We start from the raw sequence: 18,777 nt of genomic DNA on the forward strand, positions 1-18,777 counted from the left end.
ATTATATAATTGACACATTATCTAAATTAATTTATTATAAAAATGATGCCAATATAATTCCGAGAACGATCATCGAAACTTTGGCGATATTAAATTTATGTCCTTCGCTGCTTTCAAAAATAATGGTCGAAGAAATATGGAATAAAATACCAATTACAATGGCTGTTATTTCGGTATAATAATCGTTTAAGAATTGTAAATATTGAGAAGCAATAGTTCCAAGCGGTGTCATGAGGGCAAAAGTCAGCATAAAAGCAAAAATGGCTTTTTTGTTAAGATCGGCATTAATGAAAAATGTCGTTAGAATCACGGCAATTGGTAAATGATGAATGGCAATTCCAACCGCCAGATCATGATGATGACTTACCGGAAATCCTTCTAAAAAGGCATGAATGCACAAACTGATGAAAAGCAGCCACGGAATCTGTGACATTTTTGCATGACCATGAACATGTCCGTGTTCGGCTCCTTTTGAGAAAAATTCCAAAACAATCTGAAATAAAATCCCAATCATTATAAATATTCCAATTTTATGATTGTGAGTACTGTAAACTTCCGGCAGAAGATGCATTACAGTTAACGATAACAAAAATGAACCGCTGAATGCCAGAAGCAATTTTAAATTGGTTTTGTTTTCGGGTTTTATAAACAAAGCCACACTATATCCTAAAAGTACAGAAAATAAGGGTAGTAGATAATTCATTTTTGTTTAATCGTTTTTTTGTTTAATCGTTTAATCGGTTTTTTGGGTCAACTTGTTCAAGCGATTAAACAAATTAACAGTAAACGATTAAACCTACTTAAAAATCATGATTAATCTTTCGCTTTCGGTTTTATGGAATTTTTTAAGCTTATAATCTCCAAAGATATCTAAAAGATAGATTCCGGCTTCATCCATTAAATCCTGAAAATCTTTTAAAGTTAAGGCTTTTACTTTTTCTGTAAAATGGTATTTACTGCCTTGGTCTTCAAAATCAATTTCTTTTAAAATATGCCCGTTTTCCACATATCTTTTGATGTGAAAATCAATTCCGTCAACAGTTTTAACTTCTTGAGGAACGAGAGTTTCAATTACCTGATTTACATTCATAAAATCGATAACGGCAAAACCATATTCAGATAAGCTTTCTTTTATGGCTTTTAGTGTTGTCAGGTTATCATCATCATTTTCGAAGTAACCAAAGCTAGTAAAAAGATTAAAAATGGCATCGAATTTTTCCTCAAAAGGTTCGCGCATATCGTGCACTTTAAAATGAAGATGTTCGTTGCTGTTTTTATTGGCTTCGGCGATGCTGTTTTCAGATAAATCTGCGCCTAAAACATTATAACCTAATTGGTTTAAGTAAATAGAATGGCGTCCTTTTCCGCAGGCTAAGTCAAGAACTTTAGCTTTTTCGGGAAGATTTAAATAATGCGTTAAATTATCCATGAAAATCTGAGCTTCTCTATAGTTTCTATCCTTATACAGAATATGATAATATGGAGTATCAAACCATGATGTAAACCAGTTTTCAGTGTTTCTTTCCTGATTTGGTGTTGATGAGTTCGGTGCGTCAGACATTTATTCTATTTCAATTAATTCAAAGTCCGGCAAATTTAGTGTATTTTTGCCGAAAAATAACTATTTCGCGGCATCTGTCTGCGATTGGGGTTGTTTTTAATACAAAAAGTAAAAATGGAAGAAAATTTTAGAATGATAGCCAAATGTTTTTTTGGCTTCGAGGAAATATTAGAGAAAGAATTGCGTACGCTTGGGGCTCAGGATGTTGAAAAAGGAGTGCGTATGGTAAGTTTTAAAGGTGATAAAGGTTTTATGTACAAAGCCAATTTGTCGCTTAGAACAGCATTAAAAATCCTGAAACCAATTTATTCTTTCAGAGCTAACAATGAACAGGCTTTGTATAAAGGAATTTCGGGTATTAACTGGTCGAAGTTGTTAAACGCTAATCAGACTTTTGTAATCGATTCAACAGTTCATTCTACTTATTTTAATCATTCTGAGTTTGTTTCTCAAAAATGTAAAGATGCTATTGTTGACCAGTTTAGAGAAAGAACAGGACAACGACCAAGTATTGACAAACAATATCCGGATTTAAGAATTAATGTTCATATAGATAAAGATCAGGTTTCTGTTTCTTTAGATACTTCCGGAAGTTCACTTCATCAGCGTGGTTACAGAACTGCGACTAATATTGCACCTATAAACGAGGTTTTAGCAGCTGGAATTCTTTTATTATCAGGCTGGGACGGACAAACACATTTTTTAGATCCAATGTGCGGATCTGGAACTTTTCTTGCCGAAGCAGCTATGATTGCCTGCAATATTCCGGCAAATATTAATCGTAAAGAATTTGCTTTTGAGAAATGGAAAGACTGGGACAACGATTTGTTTGATACTATCGTTGACAGTTTGATGAAAAAAACAAGAGAGTTTCATTACACCATAAAAGGTTTTGATAAAGCGCCAAGTGCTGTAAGCAAAGCGAAAGACAATATTAGAAATGCGAATCTCGAAGATTATATAACAATTCATGAAGATAACTTTTTTGATACTGAAAAAGAAGTAGAAGGAAAACTGCATATTGTTTTTAATCCGCCGTATGATGAGCGTCTGGATATTCACATGGAGCAGTTCTACAAAAATATCGGTGATACTTTAAAGAAAAATTATCCGGGAACAAATGCCTGGTTTATAACTGCAAACCTTGAAGCTTTAAAATTCGTTGGATTAAAACCGTCAAGAAAAATTAAACTTTTTAACGGAAGTCTTGAAGCACGTTTGGTAAAATACGAAATGTACGAAGGAAGTAAGAGAACGAAGTTTCAGGTTTCTGAATAAAGCTTCTAAGATGCTAAGTTTCTAAGTTACTAAGGGATTTGGCTTGTAAATTAAATAATAAGATAATTTTAGGTTCAAGATTTAAGTTCTAAAATAAAAACCTTAGAAGCTTAGCATCTCAAAACCTTAGCAACTTTAAAAAAATGACAAAACTACAAGTAAGAGCATTTCTATATCAATTAGGATGTTTCGCAATTCTATTTATTTTAGGAAGATTTTTGGTGGCAATGTACACGGGGCTAACGGGACTTTGGATTCCTATGACTGCTTTTATCGCGGCTACTTTGATTTCTCCTAAATTTCAGGCCGTGAAAACAAAAGACGGCGAAAAGCTTTTTATGAAATGGATTTTTATAAAAGGAATTAGAGAAATTGGATAAAATTTTTAAATCAGCAATATGAAAAAAATTGGACTTATTGGCGGTATAAGCTGGGTTTCGACTACAGATTATTACAAACTTATAAATCTTGGAATAAACGAAAAACTGGGAGGTTTAAACTTTTCTGAATGTTTAGTTTACTCTTTCAATTATGCTGATATTAAAAAGAATAACGATAACAACGATTGGGATTCTACTTTTAAGATGCTTTTTAAAGGATGTGAATTCTTAAAATCGGGCGGGGCAGAAGCTATTGTTTTATGCGCCAATACGATGCATTTAATTGCAGATAAACTTCAGGAGGCAATTGGTCTTCCGGTCATTCATATTGCTGCAGAAACAGCGATTGAGATTCAAAAACAGAATCTTAAAAAAGTAGGTTTATTGGGAACCAAGTTTACAATGGAACTTGATTTCTTTAAAGACAAATTAAAAGAGAAAGGAATTGAAGCTGTAATTCCAGCCAGTCAGGAAGATAAAGATTTTGTTCATTATACTATTTTTGAAGAACTGGGAAGAGGAATTGTAACAGATGAAACAAAGAAACGTTATCTTGAAATTGCAGACGAATTAATTAAAAACGGAGCAGAAGGTATTATTTTAGGATGTACAGAAATTCCGCTAGTAATAAAAGAAGGCGATTTATCTGTTCCTATTTTTGATACGACTTTAATACACGCAAAAGCGGCTGTTGAATTTCAGCTGTCTTAAATAAAAATAAAAAAAGCCCTGAATTTATAAATTCAGGGCTTTTTTTATTTTATATGAATTAAAACGCTACTTTTTTGGAGCTTGGTTTATGATTTCAGGTACAATTGTTTTTTTCTTGTAGATAGGAATGAAATACGAAACAGTATAATTGAATCCTACTCCAAAACTTCCGTCATACGTTCTATTGAACCCCGGAATGTAAAGATTGTCAAATCCTGAAGGTTTGTTATTCATTGCCAAAAGTTTAAGCTGTACACCAAATCCAACAAAGATATTATTGAAAACTTTGGCTTTAACTCCTAATGCTACTTCTAACCAGGCAGCAGATAATCCGTTGTATTTTTGATTTGCTGCTATTGCGGGCTGTTCTCCCCAATACGGATTTGGATTGTAAATTTTATAACTGTTTAAATCCTGGCTGAAAGAACTGAAACCTCCTCTTAAACCAATCGTAATGAGGTTTTCCATGTCTAGCCAGTTATCATATAAATTATAATCAAAACCTCCTTTTATGTACGTTCCTGTAGCTGTAGAATTTAATCTATCGTCGTCTGTTGTTTTATCTTCAAAACCTAATTCGGCTGCGATGTAATACTTTTTAGTTAAACGCCAGTCTGCTGTAAACTCAATTCCTTTATAATCTTTATCATAAAAGCCTCTGGTTAGTTTATATAGATCGACACCCACTCTTAAACCATAACGATCAGTTTTTATAGAAATACTGTCTTTTTTAATTTCTTTGACTGCAGGTTTTGCCGCAACTTCAGTTTTCGGTTTTTGATCATCGAGATCTCTTACTGTAACGGTATCTTTTATTACCACCTGAGAATATCCCAAGAACATTGATAAAAGAAAACAAAGACTAAAAGTATACTTTAACGTGTGTTTCATTTTCAAGTTCGATATTAGAATTAACTACATTTATATTCAGCATCCAAAGGCCGTCACCAGCGGGATCTGTTCTTATCAATCCTGAATTGGCTGTATTATCACGAGGATTTAGTGTAAAAGTGGTTTTAAAACCGCAGGCTCTCGAAACATAAACACTTTGAGTTTCATAATTAAACGTCAAAACATCAATATTTGGAGCTGCGCTTGTTGCATTGTAAATAAACTTGTAAGTCGTTGTTTTTGCATCTGTTTTTAACGGAATTGAAATAGTATTTGCATTTGTTAAATACTTAGTTACCGAAGTTCCGGTTTCGTTAAAAATAATTGCATCTGTATCCTCTTTACCTTCGCCGACTACTTTTAAATTGGTAACCGTTTTAAGAGTTGTTGGAGCTGCGTTATCATAAAATGTAATTACAAGTCTGGGAGTTGTAGGCGTATTTGCGTCGCAAATATCATCTTTCTCACAGCTGGACAAGCCAAAAGTAAAAAGTAATAAAAGAGAGATTATTTTTTTCATTTACAGTTTTATAATTATCGAAGTTCTAAAAGTACAACATTTTCAACATGATGCGTTTGAGGGAACATATCAACCGGACGTACACGTGTTACTGTGTATTTCTCGTCCATTAAAGCTAAATCACGTGCCTGTGTTGCAGAGTTACAGCTTACATAAACTACTTTTTTAGGAGCAATTTTTAAAATCTGATCGATAACCGCAGCGTGCATTCCGTCTCTTGGAGGATCTGTAATAATAACATCTGGTTTTCCGTGCTGTGCAATAAAAGCTTCGTTGAATACGACTTTCATGTCTCCAACAAAAAACTCACAATTGGTAATATTATTGCGTTCTGCATTTGCTTTAGCATCTAAAATTGCCTCAGGAACACTTTCTACACCAATTACTTTTTTTGCCTTTTTAGAAACGAACTGTGCAATAGTTCCTGTTCCTGTATACAAGTCATAAACAGTTTCTTCTCCTGTTAATCCTGCATAATCACGTGTAATTTTGTATAATTCGTACGCCTGATCAGAGTTGGTTTGGTAAAAAGATTTAGCATTAATGCTGAATTTTAAGCCTTCCATTTCTTCTAAGATATAATTTCTTCCTTTGTAAAGTTTTATATCCTGATCGTAAATAGTATCGTTTTGTTTGGCATTTACCACATATTGTAAAGAGGTAATCTGCGGGAATTTCTCGTATAAATGATCTAAAACCAATTCGCGGTTTGCTTTATCATCTTCAAAAAACTGGATCAAAACCATAATTTCGCCGGTTGAAGCCGTACGTATCATTAAAGTTCTTAAAAGACCAGAATGTTCTCTTGGATTAAAAAAAGCTAAATTATGCTCGTTGGCAAAAGCTCTGATTTCGTTTCTAATAGCATTTGACGGATCTTCCTGTAAATGACATTTTTCGATGTCCAGAATTTTATCCCACATTTTTGGAATATGAAATCCTAATGCATTTCTGTTTCCTAAATCTTCAGTGCTTCCTATTTCTTTTTCGGTTAACCAACGGCTGTTAGAAAACGAAAATTCCATTTTATTTCTGTAAAAAAACTGCTTTTCCGAACCCAAAATAGTTTCAAATTCCGGCAATTCAACTTTTCCAATACGCTGTAAATGATTTTTTACTTCGTTTTGTTTGTAATACAGCTGCTGGCTGTATTTCATATTCTGCCATTTGCATCCGCCGCAAACACCAAAATGTTCGCAGATAGGATCTACACGATGTTCTGATAATTCGTGAAATTTTACGGCTTTTCCTTCGTAATATGCTTTTCTTTTTTTGAATGTTTGTACATCAACAACATCTCCAGGAACGACATTTGGAATAAAGATAACTTTTCCGTCAGGAGCTTTTGCTACTGATACTCCCTTGGCTCCGGCATCAAGAACCTGAATTTGATGAAAGACAACTTTGTCTGTATTTTTTCTTCCCATAGCGCAAAAATAAGCCTTTGTAAACTTTTACAAATTTTATTTTCATAATATTTTATCAAATTATGTAATTTGCTAGTTTAATTAACTTTAAAAGTTAACTTTGTTTCTGCTATTGAGCCCCAAGCTGCAGTATATAACCTATAGTTTTGTTATGTTTTATGAAATTATATCATAACCTTTCGCAAATTAGCTTTTTGAAAAAAAGTTATGCGTTTAAATTTTTGTTTGTTGCTTTTATAGGAATACATATTCCGCTAATAGGAATCCTTTTTTTTGTCCTTTTTTTTGAGCACACTATTTCTCCTGCATCAATCTTGTTTTTTTCATTAATAATGACATTGCTGGCGACAGCAATAACTCTAATGGTTTTAAAACAGCTTATTAAACCCATTTCTATTGCATCAAAATCTTTAGACGATTACAGAAACAGCCGTAAATTGTCTATTCTTCCAACCGAATATACCGATGAAGCAGGTTTGCTGATGTGCAATATTCAGGAATCGATTTATGAGTCTGAAAGTTTTATAAATGAAAAGCAGGATTTGATTTATATGCTTTCGCATGATTTGAAAAATTTTGCCGGAAATCCTCAGGGACTGGCGAAACTAATTTTAAGTGAAAATCCATCTGAATCTGTAAAACATTTAGCCGATTTAATTTGCGAATCGACTAATTTACAGTTTCGCTACATCGAAAACTTCATAAAATTATTAAAAGAGCAGGATCAGATTTCAAAAATAACATCTGAATCCAGAATCATTAATTTCCAAAATATTCTGCCTTTTATAAATGAGCAGGTCGAACAGCGGTTATTAGACAAAAATATAATACTTAATTTAAGTCTTGAAATAGATGAAGCTAAACTTAGAATAGATGAAGGTCTCTTAGTTCAGGTGATTGTGAATTTGATTAGCAATGCTGTAAAATTTTCTTATTTTGACAGTGAAATTAAAGTCAGAATTTATAAAGAACAATCCGATTTAATTATAACAGTTGCCGACAGGGGAATTGGTTTTGATAAACATCAGATAGAAGAGTTATTTAAGAAGTTTACCAAAATGAGCCGATTGGGAACTGCAAATGAATCATCAACCGGAATTGGACTTTATTTATGTAAAAAAATCATCGAAAAAAACAAAGGCCGATTAAGTGCTTTAAGCGAAGGTAAGAATAAAGGCGCCGAGTTTAAAATTGAGTTCGATATCAATTAAAAAAATAAGGTCATTAAGAGCAAAGATCTTAATGGCCTTATTTTTTTGCAGAAAATTGAATTAAACAATAATTCGTTTATAAGGGATTTTGAAAAACAAGTTTTGCTTTTCCATCAACGCAGTTAATGCTGGTTGGCGCATTAGCAGGAGCACAATCGCCAAGAACATTCCATTTTGTTACATAATCTGATTTTGTTTTGATGTACTCTTTTATTTTTGCATCTAATTTAGCTTTGTCAGCTTTTTTAGAATATAAAATATAACCTCTATTGGTACCGCATCCTGACGAGCTTAGAAGTTCAAACCCCCATTCTTCCGGATTTGTGCAAGTTTGGGAGTTAATCAAGGAAAGTTCGATAATTTCATTATACATCTTGTCTAATCTTTTTGATGTTTCTTCGGCAGATTCTTCATTATCACTGCTGCAAGAAGCAAATGTCAGGCAGATAGAAAACAAAATAAAACTTAATTTTTTCATGGTTAGTCAATTTTAGGGTTAGTTTTATTAGTAAGATGTTTCTTTAGTAAAATGGTTGCGTCAGGAAGAAAAATTAAAGCTGAGTTTCTAAGTCTGGAAAAACTTAGAAACTCAGCCGTTTAGTATCTTAGAAGCATAAAGCTACCAAAGATGATGCACTGAAGGTTTAATATACTCTTCGTAAATTTTATTCATAGCCGAAATTTTCTCAGGAGATAATTTTGGCAGATCATAAACAGATAAATTAGAAAGCACATGACTTTCTTTTGAAGCTCCCGGAATAATACAGCTTATTTCGTTAAAACTTAAAATCCATTGCAGCGCAATAGGAGCGAGATTTGTAGTTTCAGGGAAAATTGCTTTTAATTCTTCAACAGCTTTTAAACCTAAATCATAATCGATTCCTGAAAAAGTTTCGCCTTTATCAAAAGCATCGCCGTTTCTGTTGAAATTACGATGATCCTGAGCATCAAAAGTAGTTTTAGCATCAAATTTACCCGTTAAAAGTCCGCTGGCAAGAGGAACACGCGCAATTATTCCGATATCTTTCTTTTTGGCTTCTGAGAAGAATAATTGTGACGGACGCTGACGAAACAGGTTAAAAATAATCTGAACAGTCGTTACATTCGAATATTCGATTGCTTTTAAAGCTTCTTCAACTTTTTCGACACTTACTCCTAAATTTTGAATTTTACCCTGATCTTTTAAACGATCAAACATTTCAAAGATTTCAGGACGGTAATATACTTCTGTTGGCGGACAGTGCAGCTGAATTAAATCTAAAGTTTCTAATCCGGTTCTTTTTAAACTGTCTTCAACAAACTTTTGAAGTACTTTTGGCTGATAGCCTTCATTCACATGCGGATTAATCTGGCGTCCGCATTTTGTGGCAACATAAATACGTTCAGATCGTGAACGAACTACTCGTCCAACAGCAGTTTCACTTAATCCGTTTTCGTAAACATCGGCCGTATCAATAAAATTTACGCCATTATCTATGGCAGTATTTATTAATTCGTCGGCTGTTTTATCATTAAATCCTGATCCCCATTTACGCCAACCTGCCAGGTTCCCAGAGAGATTTCAGAGATATTAAAATTGGTTTTTCCTAGTTTTCTGTAATTCATTTTTTTGAGGTTCTAAGGTTATAAGGTACTGATTTACTGAGGTTTTAAGATTTTTAGCTTTGAAAAGCTAACGTTTTAAGATTTCTAAGTCTTAGCATCTTAGAAGCTTAGAACCTTAGCAGCTTTTTTTAGTCAAATAAATCCGATGACAAATATCTGTCGCCGCGGTCGCAGATAACGGCAACTATAACTCCTGATTCTAATTGTTCAGCGATTTTAAGGGCAACAGCTACAGAACCTCCGCTGCTCATTCCGGCAAAAACACCTTCTTCAAGAGCCAGTCTTTTGGTCATTTCTCGGGCTTCTTCTTCGCTTACATCTACAACAGTATCTACTTTCGAAGCATCAAAAATTTTAGGTAAATATTCCTGAGGCCATTTGCGGATTCCCGGTATTTGAGATCCGTCGCTTGGCTGTGCGCCAATAATTTGAACAGCCGGATTCTTTTCTTTTAAATAAGTCGAAGTTCCAATGATAGTTCCGGTTGTTCCCATTGCCGAAACGAAATGTGTTACGGTTCCTTCTGTGTCATTCCATATCTCTGGTCCGGTTGTTTTGTAATGTGCTTTCCAGTTGTCATCATTAGCAAACTGATTCAGCATAAGATATCCGCCTTGTGCTACTTTTTTATCAGCATAATCCCTTGAACCAATAATTCCTTCTTCAGCAGGCGTTAAAATAACCGTAGCGCCATAAGCACGCATGGTTTGTGTTCTTTCTTTTGTTGAATCTTCCGGCAGAACCAATTCTATTTCTATTCCAAACAATTGTGCAATCATAGCAAGGGCAATTCCTGTATTACCGCTTGTTGCTTCAATTAATTTGTCTCCTTTTTTAATTTCGCCTCTTTCAAGAGCAGCTGCAATCATGTTATGTGCTGCTCTGTCTTTTACGCTTCCTCCCGGATTGTTTCCTTCAAGTTTCAGTAAAAGTTTTACGTTTTTATTTTTAACCAAATTGACCGTTTCCATTAATGGAGTATTTCCAATTAGGTTTAGCAGTTTCTGTGGACCCATTTTATTTTTTTTCTTTTATTTTGACTTCTGTTGTAGTGGTGTTTAATACGATAGAATCTTCGGGAATAGATTTAGTAACCCATGAATTTCCTCCAATAACACTATTTTTTCCTATAATTGTGCCTCCGCCCAAAATGGTGGCATTGGCATAAATACAGACATTTGCTTCAACGGTTGGATGTCTTTTGGCATTTTTCATGTCTTTGCTTACGCTTAAAGCTCCTAAAGTAACTCCTTGATAAATCTTGACATGCTTTTTAATAACGGTAGTTTCGCCAATAACGATTCCTGTGGCGTGATCTATAAAAAATGGCGAAGCAATATCAGCACCAGCGTGAATATCTGTTCCGGTAATTCTATGCGCATATTCGCTCATTAATCTCGAAAACAACAATAAATCCAGTTTGTATAATTCATGGCTAAGTCTGTAAATTGCAATGGCATAAAAACCAGGATATCCTAGATAAACTTCATCGATGCTGTTTGATGCAGGATCATTTTCAAGAATATAAGAAGCATCTTCATTTAATTTTTCTAAAACGCCCGGAAGTTTTTCTACAAAACGATCCCAGATTGATTCACAAAGATTTTCGGGTTTTTTGCAGGCTAAAACAGCAATTTCTTTAAAACGAATTTCAAGTTCGTCAATGCTTTCGTCAAGTGCTGCATTCGAATCAAAAAGAGTATAGAAAAGCTTCTCGGTAAAATCTTCAGTTTTGGTTTTGATACCGTAATTTATATTAGAATGGCTCTTTAAAGCCTTAATATTTTGTATGATATTGTCTTTTGTCACAATAATAAAATTGAGTGGATATTTTAAAACGTTAAAAGTAAGGTGTTTTTTGTAAATAAGGACACGAATTAACTAAAGAAATTTTGTTTTAAAAATCCTATTTGTGATAAATCAAGCACTTATAAATGGTTATATTTTATATGATTCTTAAGAAGTTAATTGTGTAAATTAGCAGATAAAATTTGCAAAAATGAAAAACAATTCAACTTTTAAAAGTGCGATTTCTAGTATTTCTTTTCCCGAAAACGAGAAAATTTACGGTAAATCGATTCATGATCCAATTTTAAGCCTTATTGTAAAAGATCATCCTTCTTTTTGTGATGATGATTCTATTTCGGTTCAGGAATTAAATGAATACCGTCAAAAATATGTTTCGAATTATTTGTCTACCGAAATAGGAATGCTTTCTGATCTTGAGAAAAATGTTATTTCGTCTTTAAAAGAAGATAAATCGATTGTAAGCATTGTTGAAGATGAAGATGAAACGAGAAGTTTTGGTCAAAAAATAGCCGATAAAGTGGCAGATTTTGGCGGAAGCTGGACGTTTATAATTTCTTTTGTTGTTTTTATTGTCATTTGGATTGGGTCAAATGTTTATATTTTGGTTAACAAAGGTTTTGATCCGTATCCGTTTATTTTATTGAATTTGATTTTATCATGTATTGCGGCACTTCAGGCTCCGGTAATCATGATGAGTCAAAACCGTCAGGAAGAAAAAGACCGAAACCGCGCTAAAAAAGATTATATGATTAACCTGAAATCTGAATTAGAAATTAGAATGATTCACGATAAAATTGATCATCTTATTATGCATCAGCAGCAAGAATTAATTGAAATTCAAAAAGTGCAGATTGAGATGATGAATGATATTTTGAACCAGGTTAAGAAGTAAAACTGCTGTGTCAAAAATTAAATATAAAAGTGTTTATAGATGTAACCAATGCACATAAAAATGATATTCAGGGTTGCCGCTTTCCAGATTACTTTGTGATAATTTCTGGATTTATCCAAAAAATATAAACCAACTAAAATTAAAAAAAGAAGGGTTGTATAAATTGCCGGATACATATAAAACGCAGCCGAAAATTCGCCTTTAAAAAGTAAGAATAAAGAGCGTTGAAAACCACAGCCCAGACACTCAAAACCAAAGAGTTTTTTAAACGGGCAGGGGATCATATATTTCTCTAAATTCACGGGGTGATTTTTTTACAATTTTACAAAAAAATATTGGATAACATTTTAAAAGAAAAACAACAGCTAATTTAAAGTTTTATACTTTTGAAATCTCAAACTCAAAAAAATGAAAACGTTTAAAATTATAATCATGATTCTTGCTATTTCAGTTGCTTTGTATGAGCAGGTTTCAGATCAAAAAAATATTTATGTAATGGTTATTGCAATTGCAGTTTTCATGTATGGAATGATGCAGCTGAGTGCAAAAACACCAAGTAAGAATCAAGAAAAAGAAGAGCAGGATGTTGACTAAAGGAGATAAAGTTTCGGTTTTAGACGAAGCAATAAACGGAACTGTGGTTTCGGTTAAAAACAATGAAGTTTTAATAGAAACTGAAGACGGATTTATGATGACATTTTTTGTCAATGAATTGGTTAAAATACAAGATTCCAGTGATTTAATGAATTCTATTAAAAGGATTAATTTAGAAGAAGTTACAAAAGAGAAAACTGAGCCAAAACCGAGAAGTTTTGTAAAAGAAAAGAAGGACAAACGCGATGTTGCAGTTCCGGAATTTGATTTACATATCGAAAAACTGGTTCCAAATAAACGAGGAATGTCAAATTATGATATCCTGACTCTGCAGACTGAAACTGCAAAAAGACATATTGAATTTGCGATACGAAACCGCATTCCAAAAATTGTTTTTATTCACGGTGTCGGCGAAGGAATTTTAAAGGCCGAACTTGATTTTTTATTAGGCCGTTATGACGGAATTGATTTTCAGGATGCGAATTATCAGAAATACGGCTTAGGTGCAACCGAAGTTTATATTCGTCAGAGTAATAAATAAAATTGTTTTTATAGTTTAAAATCATTCATTTTAGAGCATAAAAAAACGTCCGTTTTTCAGTATTGATTTAATTTAAAAATCAAATTAAAAACGGACGTTTTTTTGTAAGAATAAAAAGCTGTGAATTCTTTTGTTTTTACTATAAGTTTACTGTTATTTTACCCAAAGTAAAAGTGTTTCCTAGCTGAAAGTAACTGCTGTCTTTTGTTAGTTTTACATTTTTTAGTACAACTGTGTGGATAAATGTTTTGTCTCCAATTTTTTCTGTAGTTACTTCTATAGTTGCTTTTTTCGCTTCACTCGTATCAGTACCAATCCAGGTTTGATTTAGTAATGGTAAGCTTGGAATTTGAGCTGCGCAAAAATCATATGTAGAAGTAATACTTCCGGACCCGTTTACAAAATTTCGATAAACAACTTTATTGGTCGTTGCAGTAATTGCTTGAGATCTTGGCTGATTCGGTGCAGTTGCTTCATTAGTAAGTAAAGCCGGATCTAAATTTTCTACTGTTAAAGTAAATGAAGCATTGTAATTATAGATTTTTTTATTGTCAGGACAGTTAAAAGCTTCTCCAGTATCTGTATTTTGAAATGTTAAATCAGCTGGCGTAACAGTTGTTTTAAAAGTACCAAACTCAAATAATTGTTGAACCTGAGGACCGGATGGTTTTTGAAAAGTAATGTTTTCAAATGTAATAACATGATTATATGCCTCGATTCGAAATGAATCATTTGCATCAGTCGTTGTAGGAACCTGAGAAGAAACAATTTTTATTTTTCCAGAAGCTCCAACCCATTCTTCAGTAACATTTGGAGAACTAGGCGGAATAGTACCGCAGATATTATCTTTTGCAACCGCTCCGTTATAAGCTCTGTATAAAACTCGGTATGTTGAGTTATCAATGTCATACGTTACAGTTCCATTGTTATTTACAAGTCCATTGGTTTGAGGAAGCTGTAAAACAAACGCTTCCTGAGTTTTTAACTTATATATTATCGTAGGATCAGTACTAAGTGAGTTTTCTGTAAATGTAGTACAGCTTACAGGAGTTACAGAATCAAAATTGATTTCGTCTACGGTTAGATCACCATCGTCGCAGCCGTTTAACAAAAACGCCAGAAATATAAGGCTTGCATATTTTTTCATTGTAGTTTTATTTGTGCCAAAAATAGTGAAAAATTTGGCAAATGATATTTAAGATTAGACAATTGATATTTTATAACTTTGCATTAATGAAAAAAGTATATCTCGATAACGCCTCAACTACTGCGATGCGTCCTGAAGTTGTTCAGGAAATGACTAAAATTATGAGCGAAGATTTTGGAAATCCATCATCTACACATAGTTTTGGACGTAATGCAAAAACTATTTTAGAACTTTCAAGAAAAACTATTGCTAAATATTTAAATTGTTCTGCACAGGAAATTCTTTTTACTTCGGGCGGGACTGAAGCTGATAACTGGATTTTAAGATCGGCAGTTGAAGATCTTAAGGTAGAACGTATTATTACTTCAAGAATTGAACATCATGCCGTTTTATACACTGTTTTGGCCTTACAGTCTGATTATAATATTCAGGTTGATTATGTAAATGTAAATACAGACGGAAGCATTGATTTAACGCATCTGTCTAATTTATTATCTGACGAAAAGAAAACAATCGTTAGTTTAATGCATGTAAACAACGAAACAGGAACTGTTTTAGATTTAGAAAGAGCAGGAGTCATTTGTAAGCAATATAATGCCTTATTTCATTCAGATACCGTTCAGTCGGTTGGTAAAACAGAAATCGATCTTCAAAAAACTCCGGTAGATTTTATTTTAGCAAGCGCACATAAATTTCACGGTCCAAAAGGTGTTGGTTTTGCTTTTATTAGAAAAAATACTGGTTTACAGCCTTTAATTTTTGGCGGTGAGCAGGAAAAAGGATTGCGTGCGGGAACAGAAGCAGTGCATCAAATTGCCGGAATGGCTAAAGCGCTGTCTCTTTCTTATGAAAATTTAGATCAGGAGAGAAATTATATTTCTGATTTAAAGAAATATCTAATAGAACAATTAGAAATTGAATTTCCGGGTTTTAGAATAAACGGAAAAAAGGATGATTTTTATAATATTATAAATATTACACTGCCATTTTCTTCAGATAAAACTTCTATGCTTTTGTTTAGTTTAGACATGAAGGGGATTGCTGTTTCTAGAGGAAGTGCCTGTCAGTCAGGAAGTATAAAACCTTCGCATGTTTTAAAAGAAATGCTTTCAGAAGCTGATTTAAAACTGCCCAATCTCAGAATTTCATTTAGTCATTACAATACAAAAGAAGATATCGACTGGCTGATTGAGAGTTTAAAAAGTGTTTAAAAAAGAAGCAAAACTCTGAGTTTGCATTTTTTTTAAATAATAAAAAGCCGAATCAAATTTGTTTTTGATCCGGCTTTTTAATTTAAGTTCTATTTTCGAATAATTTTTACCTGAGAATCATTTGTCAGTTTTATAATCGTCGAAGGTTTTCCGGCAACTTTATCCTGATTTAGTTTTACGACATAATCGACTCCATTAATAATTTCAGGACTGATCTCTTTAAAAGACATTGGTGTTGGCTGTCCGGAAATATTTGCCGATGTCGAAACCAAAGGTTTTTTCATTCTTTCCATTAGTTTGTAACAAAAAGGCTCTTTTACTAATCTAACTCCAAGTGATTTATCTGCCGAAATAACATTGTGAGCTACATTTCTGGCATCATCCAGGATCAATGTTGTTGGTTTTTCAGATAAATCTAAAATCTGCCATGCAACTTCGGGAATATTCTTAAAAACATTGTACATCATTTTTTCTCCATTCATTAAAACGATCATGCTTTGTGTTTCGGCACGCTGTTTTAACTTGTATATTTTTGCAACAGCTTCCGGATTCGTCGCATCACAGCCAATTCCCCAAACGGTATCAGTTGGATAAAGTATGATTCCGCCTTCTTTTATAACTTCGTAAGCGTTGATTATTTCTTCATTCATGATTTATGATATTAAATTCTGTTTTAGTTTTTAATTTTTAATTGAGTAAAAACTAAATGCCATTTCTTATTTGAAGTGACTTTTTAAATGCCAAAAATAAACTATTTTTGGGGTTTAATAAAATCGTAAAAATGTTCAAATCAATAAAATTATACTTTAGGTTAAAATCATTAGCAAGAAGACTTCAAAAACAAAAAAAAGAAATTGATTTTACGAGTAATTTAAAATTTAATAAAAATGTTATTATAGTTGATGTTAAACTTCCGGAATATGATAAAGATTCTGGATCGAGACGATTAACAGAAATTATAAAACTGCTTCTTTCTAATAATATCGGGGTTTTTTTGTTGCCAGATTTTAGAGAGCATCGTTTTACAGCTGATTATGTTCAGTACTTTAAGGATTTAGGAGCTGTAGTTTACGAGCCGGCTGTAGATGGAACCGGGAAATTAATTATGAAAAATGATTTTTTAGAACAGGTTCTTCCTTTTGCAGATTTTGCCTGGCTGCACAGACCTGAAATTTTTGCAAAGTATTACCCAATTGTCAAAAAGTATAAACCAAATGTAAAGGTGTTTTTTGATATGGTAGACTTTCATTATTTGAGATTTAAAAGAGAGTCAGAACTTTTGGGTAATTCTGAAATCATGAAAACTGCTAATGAGTATTTGCAATTGGAAATAGAAAATTGTAAAAAAGCAGATAAAGTTATTGTAATTTCAGATGTTGAAAAACAAACTCTTCAGGAACATTATAAAGAAGATTCTAAAATAATAAGCATTAGCAATATTCATCAATTTATTGAAAATGAAAATTCGGTTCCTTTTGAGAAACGAAAAGGTTTATTATTTATTGGCGGCTTTGATCATAAACCAAATGTTGACGCTGTAAATTATCTGGCAGAAGAAATTATGCCTTTATTATGGAAATCATACCCAGAAATTTCTATTTCTATAATTGGCAGTAATCCGCCGGAATCTATTGTTAGTTTGAATTCTGAAAATTTTAAAGTTTTAGGCTATGCTGAAAATGTTTCCCCTTATTTTTTAGAGTCTAAAATTTTTGCAGCACCTCTTCGATACGGTGCAGGAATTAAAGGTAAAATAGGGCAGAGTCTGGAGTTTGGTCTTCCGTTAGTTACAACAGATGTTGGTGCAGAAGGATTTGATTTTGGAGAATGTAAGGATGTTATGGTTGGTAATTCAACTCAGGAAATAGTTGATAATATTATACTTCTTTATCAAAATAGAGAAGTGTGGGAAAAGGTAAGTTTGAACTCGAAAAATGTAATAGAACCTTTTTCAACTTCTGCAATTGAACAAAAAATACTGAGTTTGGTTAAGTAAATCCTATATTTTAAAAACTGTTTTTACCCAATTTTCGATAGTATATTTATTATATGTTTCATCGCTCAATGGTTCATAAGGTGTATTGAAGAAATCAGGATTTATGTTTATAGGTTCGTTTTCATCAAGAATCAAAATATTATTTGGATTATAAAAGTCATATTGGCTTATAGACTGATTTGTTGTTATTATTTTTCTCTGCATAGCTAAAGCTTCAAATATTCTGAAACTTAATCCGTTATGGCCATGTCTTATTAGATCCAAAAATATTTTTGAGTTTTCTAAATCTTCTTGTATATCTTGCGGTAAAAGTGTTTTTTCTAAATGAATAATATTTTTATTCATATTGTTAGGAGTTTTTTTACCGACTGCTATAAATTTAAATTTGACAGCATGATTTGTAAAATACTCTGCAAGTCTATTTAGAAAATCAAAGCGCTCGTCAATTGATATTACGATAAAAACATTCTCATTTATTTTTGAATCTAAATGTCTTTTATCAAGATAGATATAATTTGAAATAAAGTTGAAATTGTATTTTTTTACATCAATTAAATCGAAAGAATAAATTTCATCAAATATTCCATCCAGCAGATGGTCAATTGGAAAACGTCGACAACTGTCGTAGATGTATGTGATGTATTTATTGCTTTGCTTTTTTATTTCTAAATGCGTTTTTTTACTCACTCTGTCTGGACGAATAAACATGATAATGTCCTGATGTCCTAATTTTTTAACCTCAGTTAGTACATAATGTTCTAAGGCTTCTTGTTTTATATTAGCATTAAAAAGATTTTTTTTTATTGAATTGCTTATTTTTTCAAAAACTGATTTGTATTTATATCTGAATTTTGAAGCGTCAATATGATGAGCATCAATATTTTTTCTTTTTAATTCAAGAATAATATTGTGATCAAAATAAGTTGAATCGAAACTAATTAAACAGATTTTCATAAATATCTTTTTAATGCTTTAAAAATGAATTTTGCGGGTAATTTGATTG

The 18,777-nt window shown here is 32.6% G+C and carries 22 protein-coding genes; 9 read left to right on the top strand and 13 right to left on the bottom strand.

Translation table 11 applies throughout. The annotated features are described in order from the left end of the window. Positions 1-34: 34 nt before the first annotated feature. Both PQ462_RS07550 and PQ462_RS07555 read right to left on the bottom strand, forming a co-directional pair. Positions 35-703, bottom strand: a complete 669-nt coding sequence (locus PQ462_RS07550) for a ZIP family metal transporter (RefSeq protein ID WP_073409717.1) — start codon at positions 701-703, stop codon at positions 35-37. Between the two features lie 93 nt (positions 704-796). Next, positions 797-1,561, bottom strand: a complete 765-nt coding sequence (locus PQ462_RS07555; protein WP_274252975.1) for a class I SAM-dependent methyltransferase — start codon at positions 1,559-1,561, stop codon at positions 797-799. Positions 1,562-1,675: 114 nt separating this feature from the next. Here PQ462_RS07555 and PQ462_RS07560 point away from each other — a divergent pair, with 114 nt between their 5' ends. From PQ462_RS07560 to PQ462_RS07570, 3 genes are all read left to right on the top strand, one after another. Beyond that, positions 1,676-2,839: a THUMP domain-containing class I SAM-dependent RNA methyltransferase gene (locus tag PQ462_RS07560; protein WP_012024561.1), complete on the top strand. Its 1,164-nt coding sequence runs from the start codon at positions 1,676-1,678 to the stop codon at positions 2,837-2,839. A gap of 143 nt (positions 2,840-2,982) precedes the next feature. Continuing rightward, positions 2,983-3,219: a hypothetical protein gene (locus tag PQ462_RS07565; RefSeq protein ID WP_012024562.1), complete on the top strand. Its 237-nt coding sequence runs from the start codon at positions 2,983-2,985 to the stop codon at positions 3,217-3,219. Between the two features lie 18 nt (positions 3,220-3,237). Beyond that, on the top strand, positions 3,238-3,930 hold the full coding sequence (locus PQ462_RS07570) for an aspartate/glutamate racemase family protein (RefSeq protein ID WP_274252976.1): 693 nt from the start codon (positions 3,238-3,240) through the stop codon (positions 3,928-3,930). A gap of 66 nt (positions 3,931-3,996) precedes the next feature. Here PQ462_RS07570 and PQ462_RS07575 read toward each other — a convergent pair whose 3' ends face one another. From PQ462_RS07575 to rlmD, 3 genes are read right to left on the bottom strand one after another with little or no spacing between them, the layout of a single operon-like run. Continuing rightward, positions 3,997-4,821 (bottom strand): DUF6048 family protein, encoded by an 825-nt coding sequence (locus tag PQ462_RS07575; protein WP_274252977.1) that lies wholly within the window; start codon positions 4,819-4,821, stop codon positions 3,997-3,999. Next, on the bottom strand, positions 4,793-5,341 hold the full coding sequence (locus tag PQ462_RS07580; protein ID WP_274252978.1) for a DUF6452 family protein: 549 nt from the start codon (positions 5,339-5,341) through the stop codon (positions 4,793-4,795). The genes PQ462_RS07575 and PQ462_RS07580 overlap by 29 nt, the downstream gene beginning before the upstream one ends. 14 nt (positions 5,342-5,355) lie before the next feature. Further along, on the bottom strand, positions 5,356-6,768 hold the full coding sequence (gene rlmD / locus PQ462_RS07585) for a 23S rRNA (uracil(1939)-C(5))-methyltransferase RlmD (RefSeq protein WP_274252979.1): 1,413 nt from the start codon (positions 6,766-6,768) through the stop codon (positions 5,356-5,358). 332 nt (positions 6,769-7,100) lie between these two features. Here rlmD and PQ462_RS07590 point away from each other — a divergent pair, with 332 nt between their 5' ends. Beyond that, a complete protein-coding gene (locus PQ462_RS07590) occupies positions 7,101-7,979 on the top strand; it encodes a sensor histidine kinase (RefSeq protein WP_274252980.1) in 879 nt (292 codons plus the stop codon). 76 nt (positions 7,980-8,055) lie between these two features. Here the strand turns inward: PQ462_RS07590 and PQ462_RS07595 are convergent, their stop codons facing one another. From PQ462_RS07595 to epsC, 4 genes are all read right to left on the bottom strand, one after another. Next, complete coding sequence (locus PQ462_RS07595) at positions 8,056-8,457, bottom strand: hypothetical protein (protein WP_274252981.1); 402 nt, start codon at positions 8,455-8,457, stop codon at positions 8,056-8,058. 141 nt (positions 8,458-8,598) lie between these two features. Beyond that, the gene (locus PQ462_RS07600; protein ID WP_337992974.1) at positions 8,599-9,468 is read right to left on the bottom strand and encodes an aldo/keto reductase; all 870 of its coding nucleotides are present in this window, start codon (positions 9,466-9,468) and stop codon (positions 8,599-8,601) included. A gap of 244 nt (positions 9,469-9,712) precedes the next feature. Further along, entirely contained in the window at positions 9,713-10,600 is an 888-nt protein-coding gene (gene cysM, locus PQ462_RS07605) for a cysteine synthase CysM (protein ID WP_274252982.1), read from the bottom strand. A 1-nt stretch (position 10,601) separates the two neighbouring features. Further along, on the bottom strand, positions 10,602-11,393 hold the full coding sequence (gene epsC, locus PQ462_RS07610; protein ID WP_274252983.1) for a serine O-acetyltransferase EpsC: 792 nt from the start codon (positions 11,391-11,393) through the stop codon (positions 10,602-10,604). A gap of 190 nt (positions 11,394-11,583) precedes the next feature. Between epsC and PQ462_RS07615 the strand changes: the two genes are divergently transcribed. Then, a complete protein-coding gene (locus PQ462_RS07615; protein ID WP_274252984.1) occupies positions 11,584-12,285 on the top strand; it encodes a DUF1003 domain-containing protein in 702 nt (233 codons plus the stop codon). A 17-nt stretch (positions 12,286-12,302) separates the two neighbouring features. On the opposite strand, the gene PQ462_RS07620 is transcribed toward PQ462_RS07615, so the two are convergent. Further along, positions 12,303-12,569, bottom strand: a complete 267-nt coding sequence (locus tag PQ462_RS07620; protein ID WP_337992975.1) for a DUF2752 domain-containing protein — start codon at positions 12,567-12,569, stop codon at positions 12,303-12,305. A 124-nt stretch (positions 12,570-12,693) separates the two neighbouring features. On the opposite strand from PQ462_RS07620, the gene PQ462_RS07625 reads away from it, so the two are divergent. Both PQ462_RS07625 and PQ462_RS07630 read left to right on the top strand, forming a co-directional pair. After that, positions 12,694-12,879 carry a hypothetical protein gene (locus PQ462_RS07625; protein WP_012024574.1) on the top strand — a complete coding sequence of 62 codons (186 nt, stop codon included), beginning with the start codon at positions 12,694-12,696 and terminating at the stop codon, positions 12,877-12,879. Then, positions 12,869-13,420, top strand: a complete 552-nt coding sequence (locus PQ462_RS07630) for a Smr/MutS family protein (protein WP_274252986.1) — start codon at positions 12,869-12,871, stop codon at positions 13,418-13,420. The genes PQ462_RS07625 and PQ462_RS07630 overlap by 11 nt, the downstream gene beginning before the upstream one ends. Positions 13,421-13,559: 139 nt before the next feature. Here PQ462_RS07630 and PQ462_RS07635 read toward each other — a convergent pair whose 3' ends face one another. Further along, positions 13,560-14,567: a hypothetical protein gene (locus PQ462_RS07635; RefSeq protein ID WP_274252987.1), complete on the bottom strand. Its 1,008-nt coding sequence runs from the start codon at positions 14,565-14,567 to the stop codon at positions 13,560-13,562. 86 nt (positions 14,568-14,653) lie between these two features. Here PQ462_RS07635 and PQ462_RS07640 point away from each other — a divergent pair, with 86 nt between their 5' ends. Continuing rightward, entirely contained in the window at positions 14,654-15,778 is a 1,125-nt protein-coding gene (locus tag PQ462_RS07640; protein WP_274252988.1) for a cysteine desulfurase family protein, read from the top strand. 89 nt (positions 15,779-15,867) lie between these two features. Here PQ462_RS07640 and PQ462_RS07645 read toward each other — a convergent pair whose 3' ends face one another. Then, a complete protein-coding gene (locus PQ462_RS07645; RefSeq protein WP_274252989.1) occupies positions 15,868-16,428 on the bottom strand; it encodes an L-threonylcarbamoyladenylate synthase in 561 nt (186 codons plus the stop codon). Positions 16,429-16,559: 131 nt separating this feature from the next. Between PQ462_RS07645 and PQ462_RS07650 the strand changes: the two genes are divergently transcribed. Next, positions 16,560-17,774, top strand: coding sequence for a glycosyltransferase (locus PQ462_RS07650; protein ID WP_121361692.1), 1,215 nt, complete (start codon positions 16,560-16,562; stop codon positions 17,772-17,774). A 3-nt stretch (positions 17,775-17,777) separates the two neighbouring features. Here the strand turns inward: PQ462_RS07650 and PQ462_RS07655 are convergent, their stop codons facing one another. Next, on the bottom strand, positions 17,778-18,728 hold the full coding sequence (locus PQ462_RS07655; protein WP_274252990.1) for a hypothetical protein: 951 nt from the start codon (positions 18,726-18,728) through the stop codon (positions 17,778-17,780). Between the last annotated feature and the right edge of the window lie 49 nt (positions 18,729-18,777).

Origin of the sequence: Flavobacterium sp. KACC 22758 (assembly GCF_028736135.1) — a bacterium.
In the GTDB taxonomy this organism is placed as follows: Bacteria; Bacteroidota; Bacteroidia; order Flavobacteriales; family Flavobacteriaceae; genus Flavobacterium; species Flavobacterium johnsoniae.

What these genes read in the sequence shown, in the direction of transcription:
- PQ462_RS07595 (WP_274252981.1), bottom strand. Translation starts at nt 8,457, where the DNA reads ATGAAAAAATTAAGTTTTATTTTGTTTTCTATCTGCCTGACATTTGCT.
- PQ462_RS07635 (WP_274252987.1), bottom strand. Translation starts at nt 14,567, where the DNA reads ATGAAAAAATATGCAAGCCTTATATTTCTGGCGTTTTTGTTAAACGGC.
- PQ462_RS07560 (WP_012024561.1), top strand. Translation starts at nt 1,676, where the DNA reads ATGGAAGAAAATTTTAGAATGATAGCCAAATGTTTTTTTGGCTTCGAG.
- PQ462_RS07625 (WP_012024574.1), top strand. Translation starts at nt 12,694, where the DNA reads ATGAAAACGTTTAAAATTATAATCATGATTCTTGCTATTTCAGTTGCT.
- PQ462_RS07640 (WP_274252988.1), top strand. Translation starts at nt 14,654, where the DNA reads ATGAAAAAAGTATATCTCGATAACGCCTCAACTACTGCGATGCGTCCT.
- PQ462_RS07550 (WP_073409717.1), bottom strand. Translation starts at nt 703, where the DNA reads ATGAATTATCTACTACCCTTATTTTCTGTACTTTTAGGATATAGTGTG.
- PQ462_RS07555 (WP_274252975.1), bottom strand. Translation starts at nt 1,561, where the DNA reads ATGTCTGACGCACCGAACTCATCAACACCAAATCAGGAAAGAAACACT.
- PQ462_RS07575 (WP_274252977.1), bottom strand. Translation starts at nt 4,821, where the DNA reads ATGAAACACACGTTAAAGTATACTTTTAGTCTTTGTTTTCTTTTATCA.
- PQ462_RS07565 (WP_012024562.1), top strand. Translation starts at nt 2,983, where the DNA reads ATGACAAAACTACAAGTAAGAGCATTTCTATATCAATTAGGATGTTTC.
- PQ462_RS07580 (WP_274252978.1), bottom strand. Translation starts at nt 5,341, where the DNA reads ATGAAAAAAATAATCTCTCTTTTATTACTTTTTACTTTTGGCTTGTCC.
- cysM (WP_274252982.1), bottom strand. Translation starts at nt 10,600, where the DNA reads ATGGGTCCACAGAAACTGCTAAACCTAATTGGAAATACTCCATTAATG.
- rlmD (WP_274252979.1), bottom strand. Translation starts at nt 6,768, where the DNA reads ATGGGAAGAAAAAATACAGACAAAGTTGTCTTTCATCAAATTCAGGTT.
- PQ462_RS07630 (WP_274252986.1), top strand. Translation starts at nt 12,869, where the DNA reads ATGTTGACTAAAGGAGATAAAGTTTCGGTTTTAGACGAAGCAATAAAC.
- PQ462_RS07590 (WP_274252980.1), top strand. Translation starts at nt 7,101, where the DNA reads ATGACATTGCTGGCGACAGCAATAACTCTAATGGTTTTAAAACAGCTT.
- PQ462_RS07655 (WP_274252990.1), bottom strand. Translation starts at nt 18,728, where the DNA reads ATGAAAATCTGTTTAATTAGTTTCGATTCAACTTATTTTGATCACAAT.
- PQ462_RS07645 (WP_274252989.1), bottom strand. Translation starts at nt 16,428, where the DNA reads ATGAATGAAGAAATAATCAACGCTTACGAAGTTATAAAAGAAGGCGGA.
- PQ462_RS07570 (WP_274252976.1), top strand. Translation starts at nt 3,238, where the DNA reads ATGAAAAAAATTGGACTTATTGGCGGTATAAGCTGGGTTTCGACTACA.
- PQ462_RS07650 (WP_121361692.1), top strand. Translation starts at nt 16,560, where the DNA reads ATGTTCAAATCAATAAAATTATACTTTAGGTTAAAATCATTAGCAAGA.
- PQ462_RS07620 (WP_337992975.1), bottom strand. Translation starts at nt 12,569, where the DNA reads ATGATCCCCTGCCCGTTTAAAAAACTCTTTGGTTTTGAGTGTCTGGGC.
- PQ462_RS07615 (WP_274252984.1), top strand. Translation starts at nt 11,584, where the DNA reads ATGAAAAACAATTCAACTTTTAAAAGTGCGATTTCTAGTATTTCTTTT.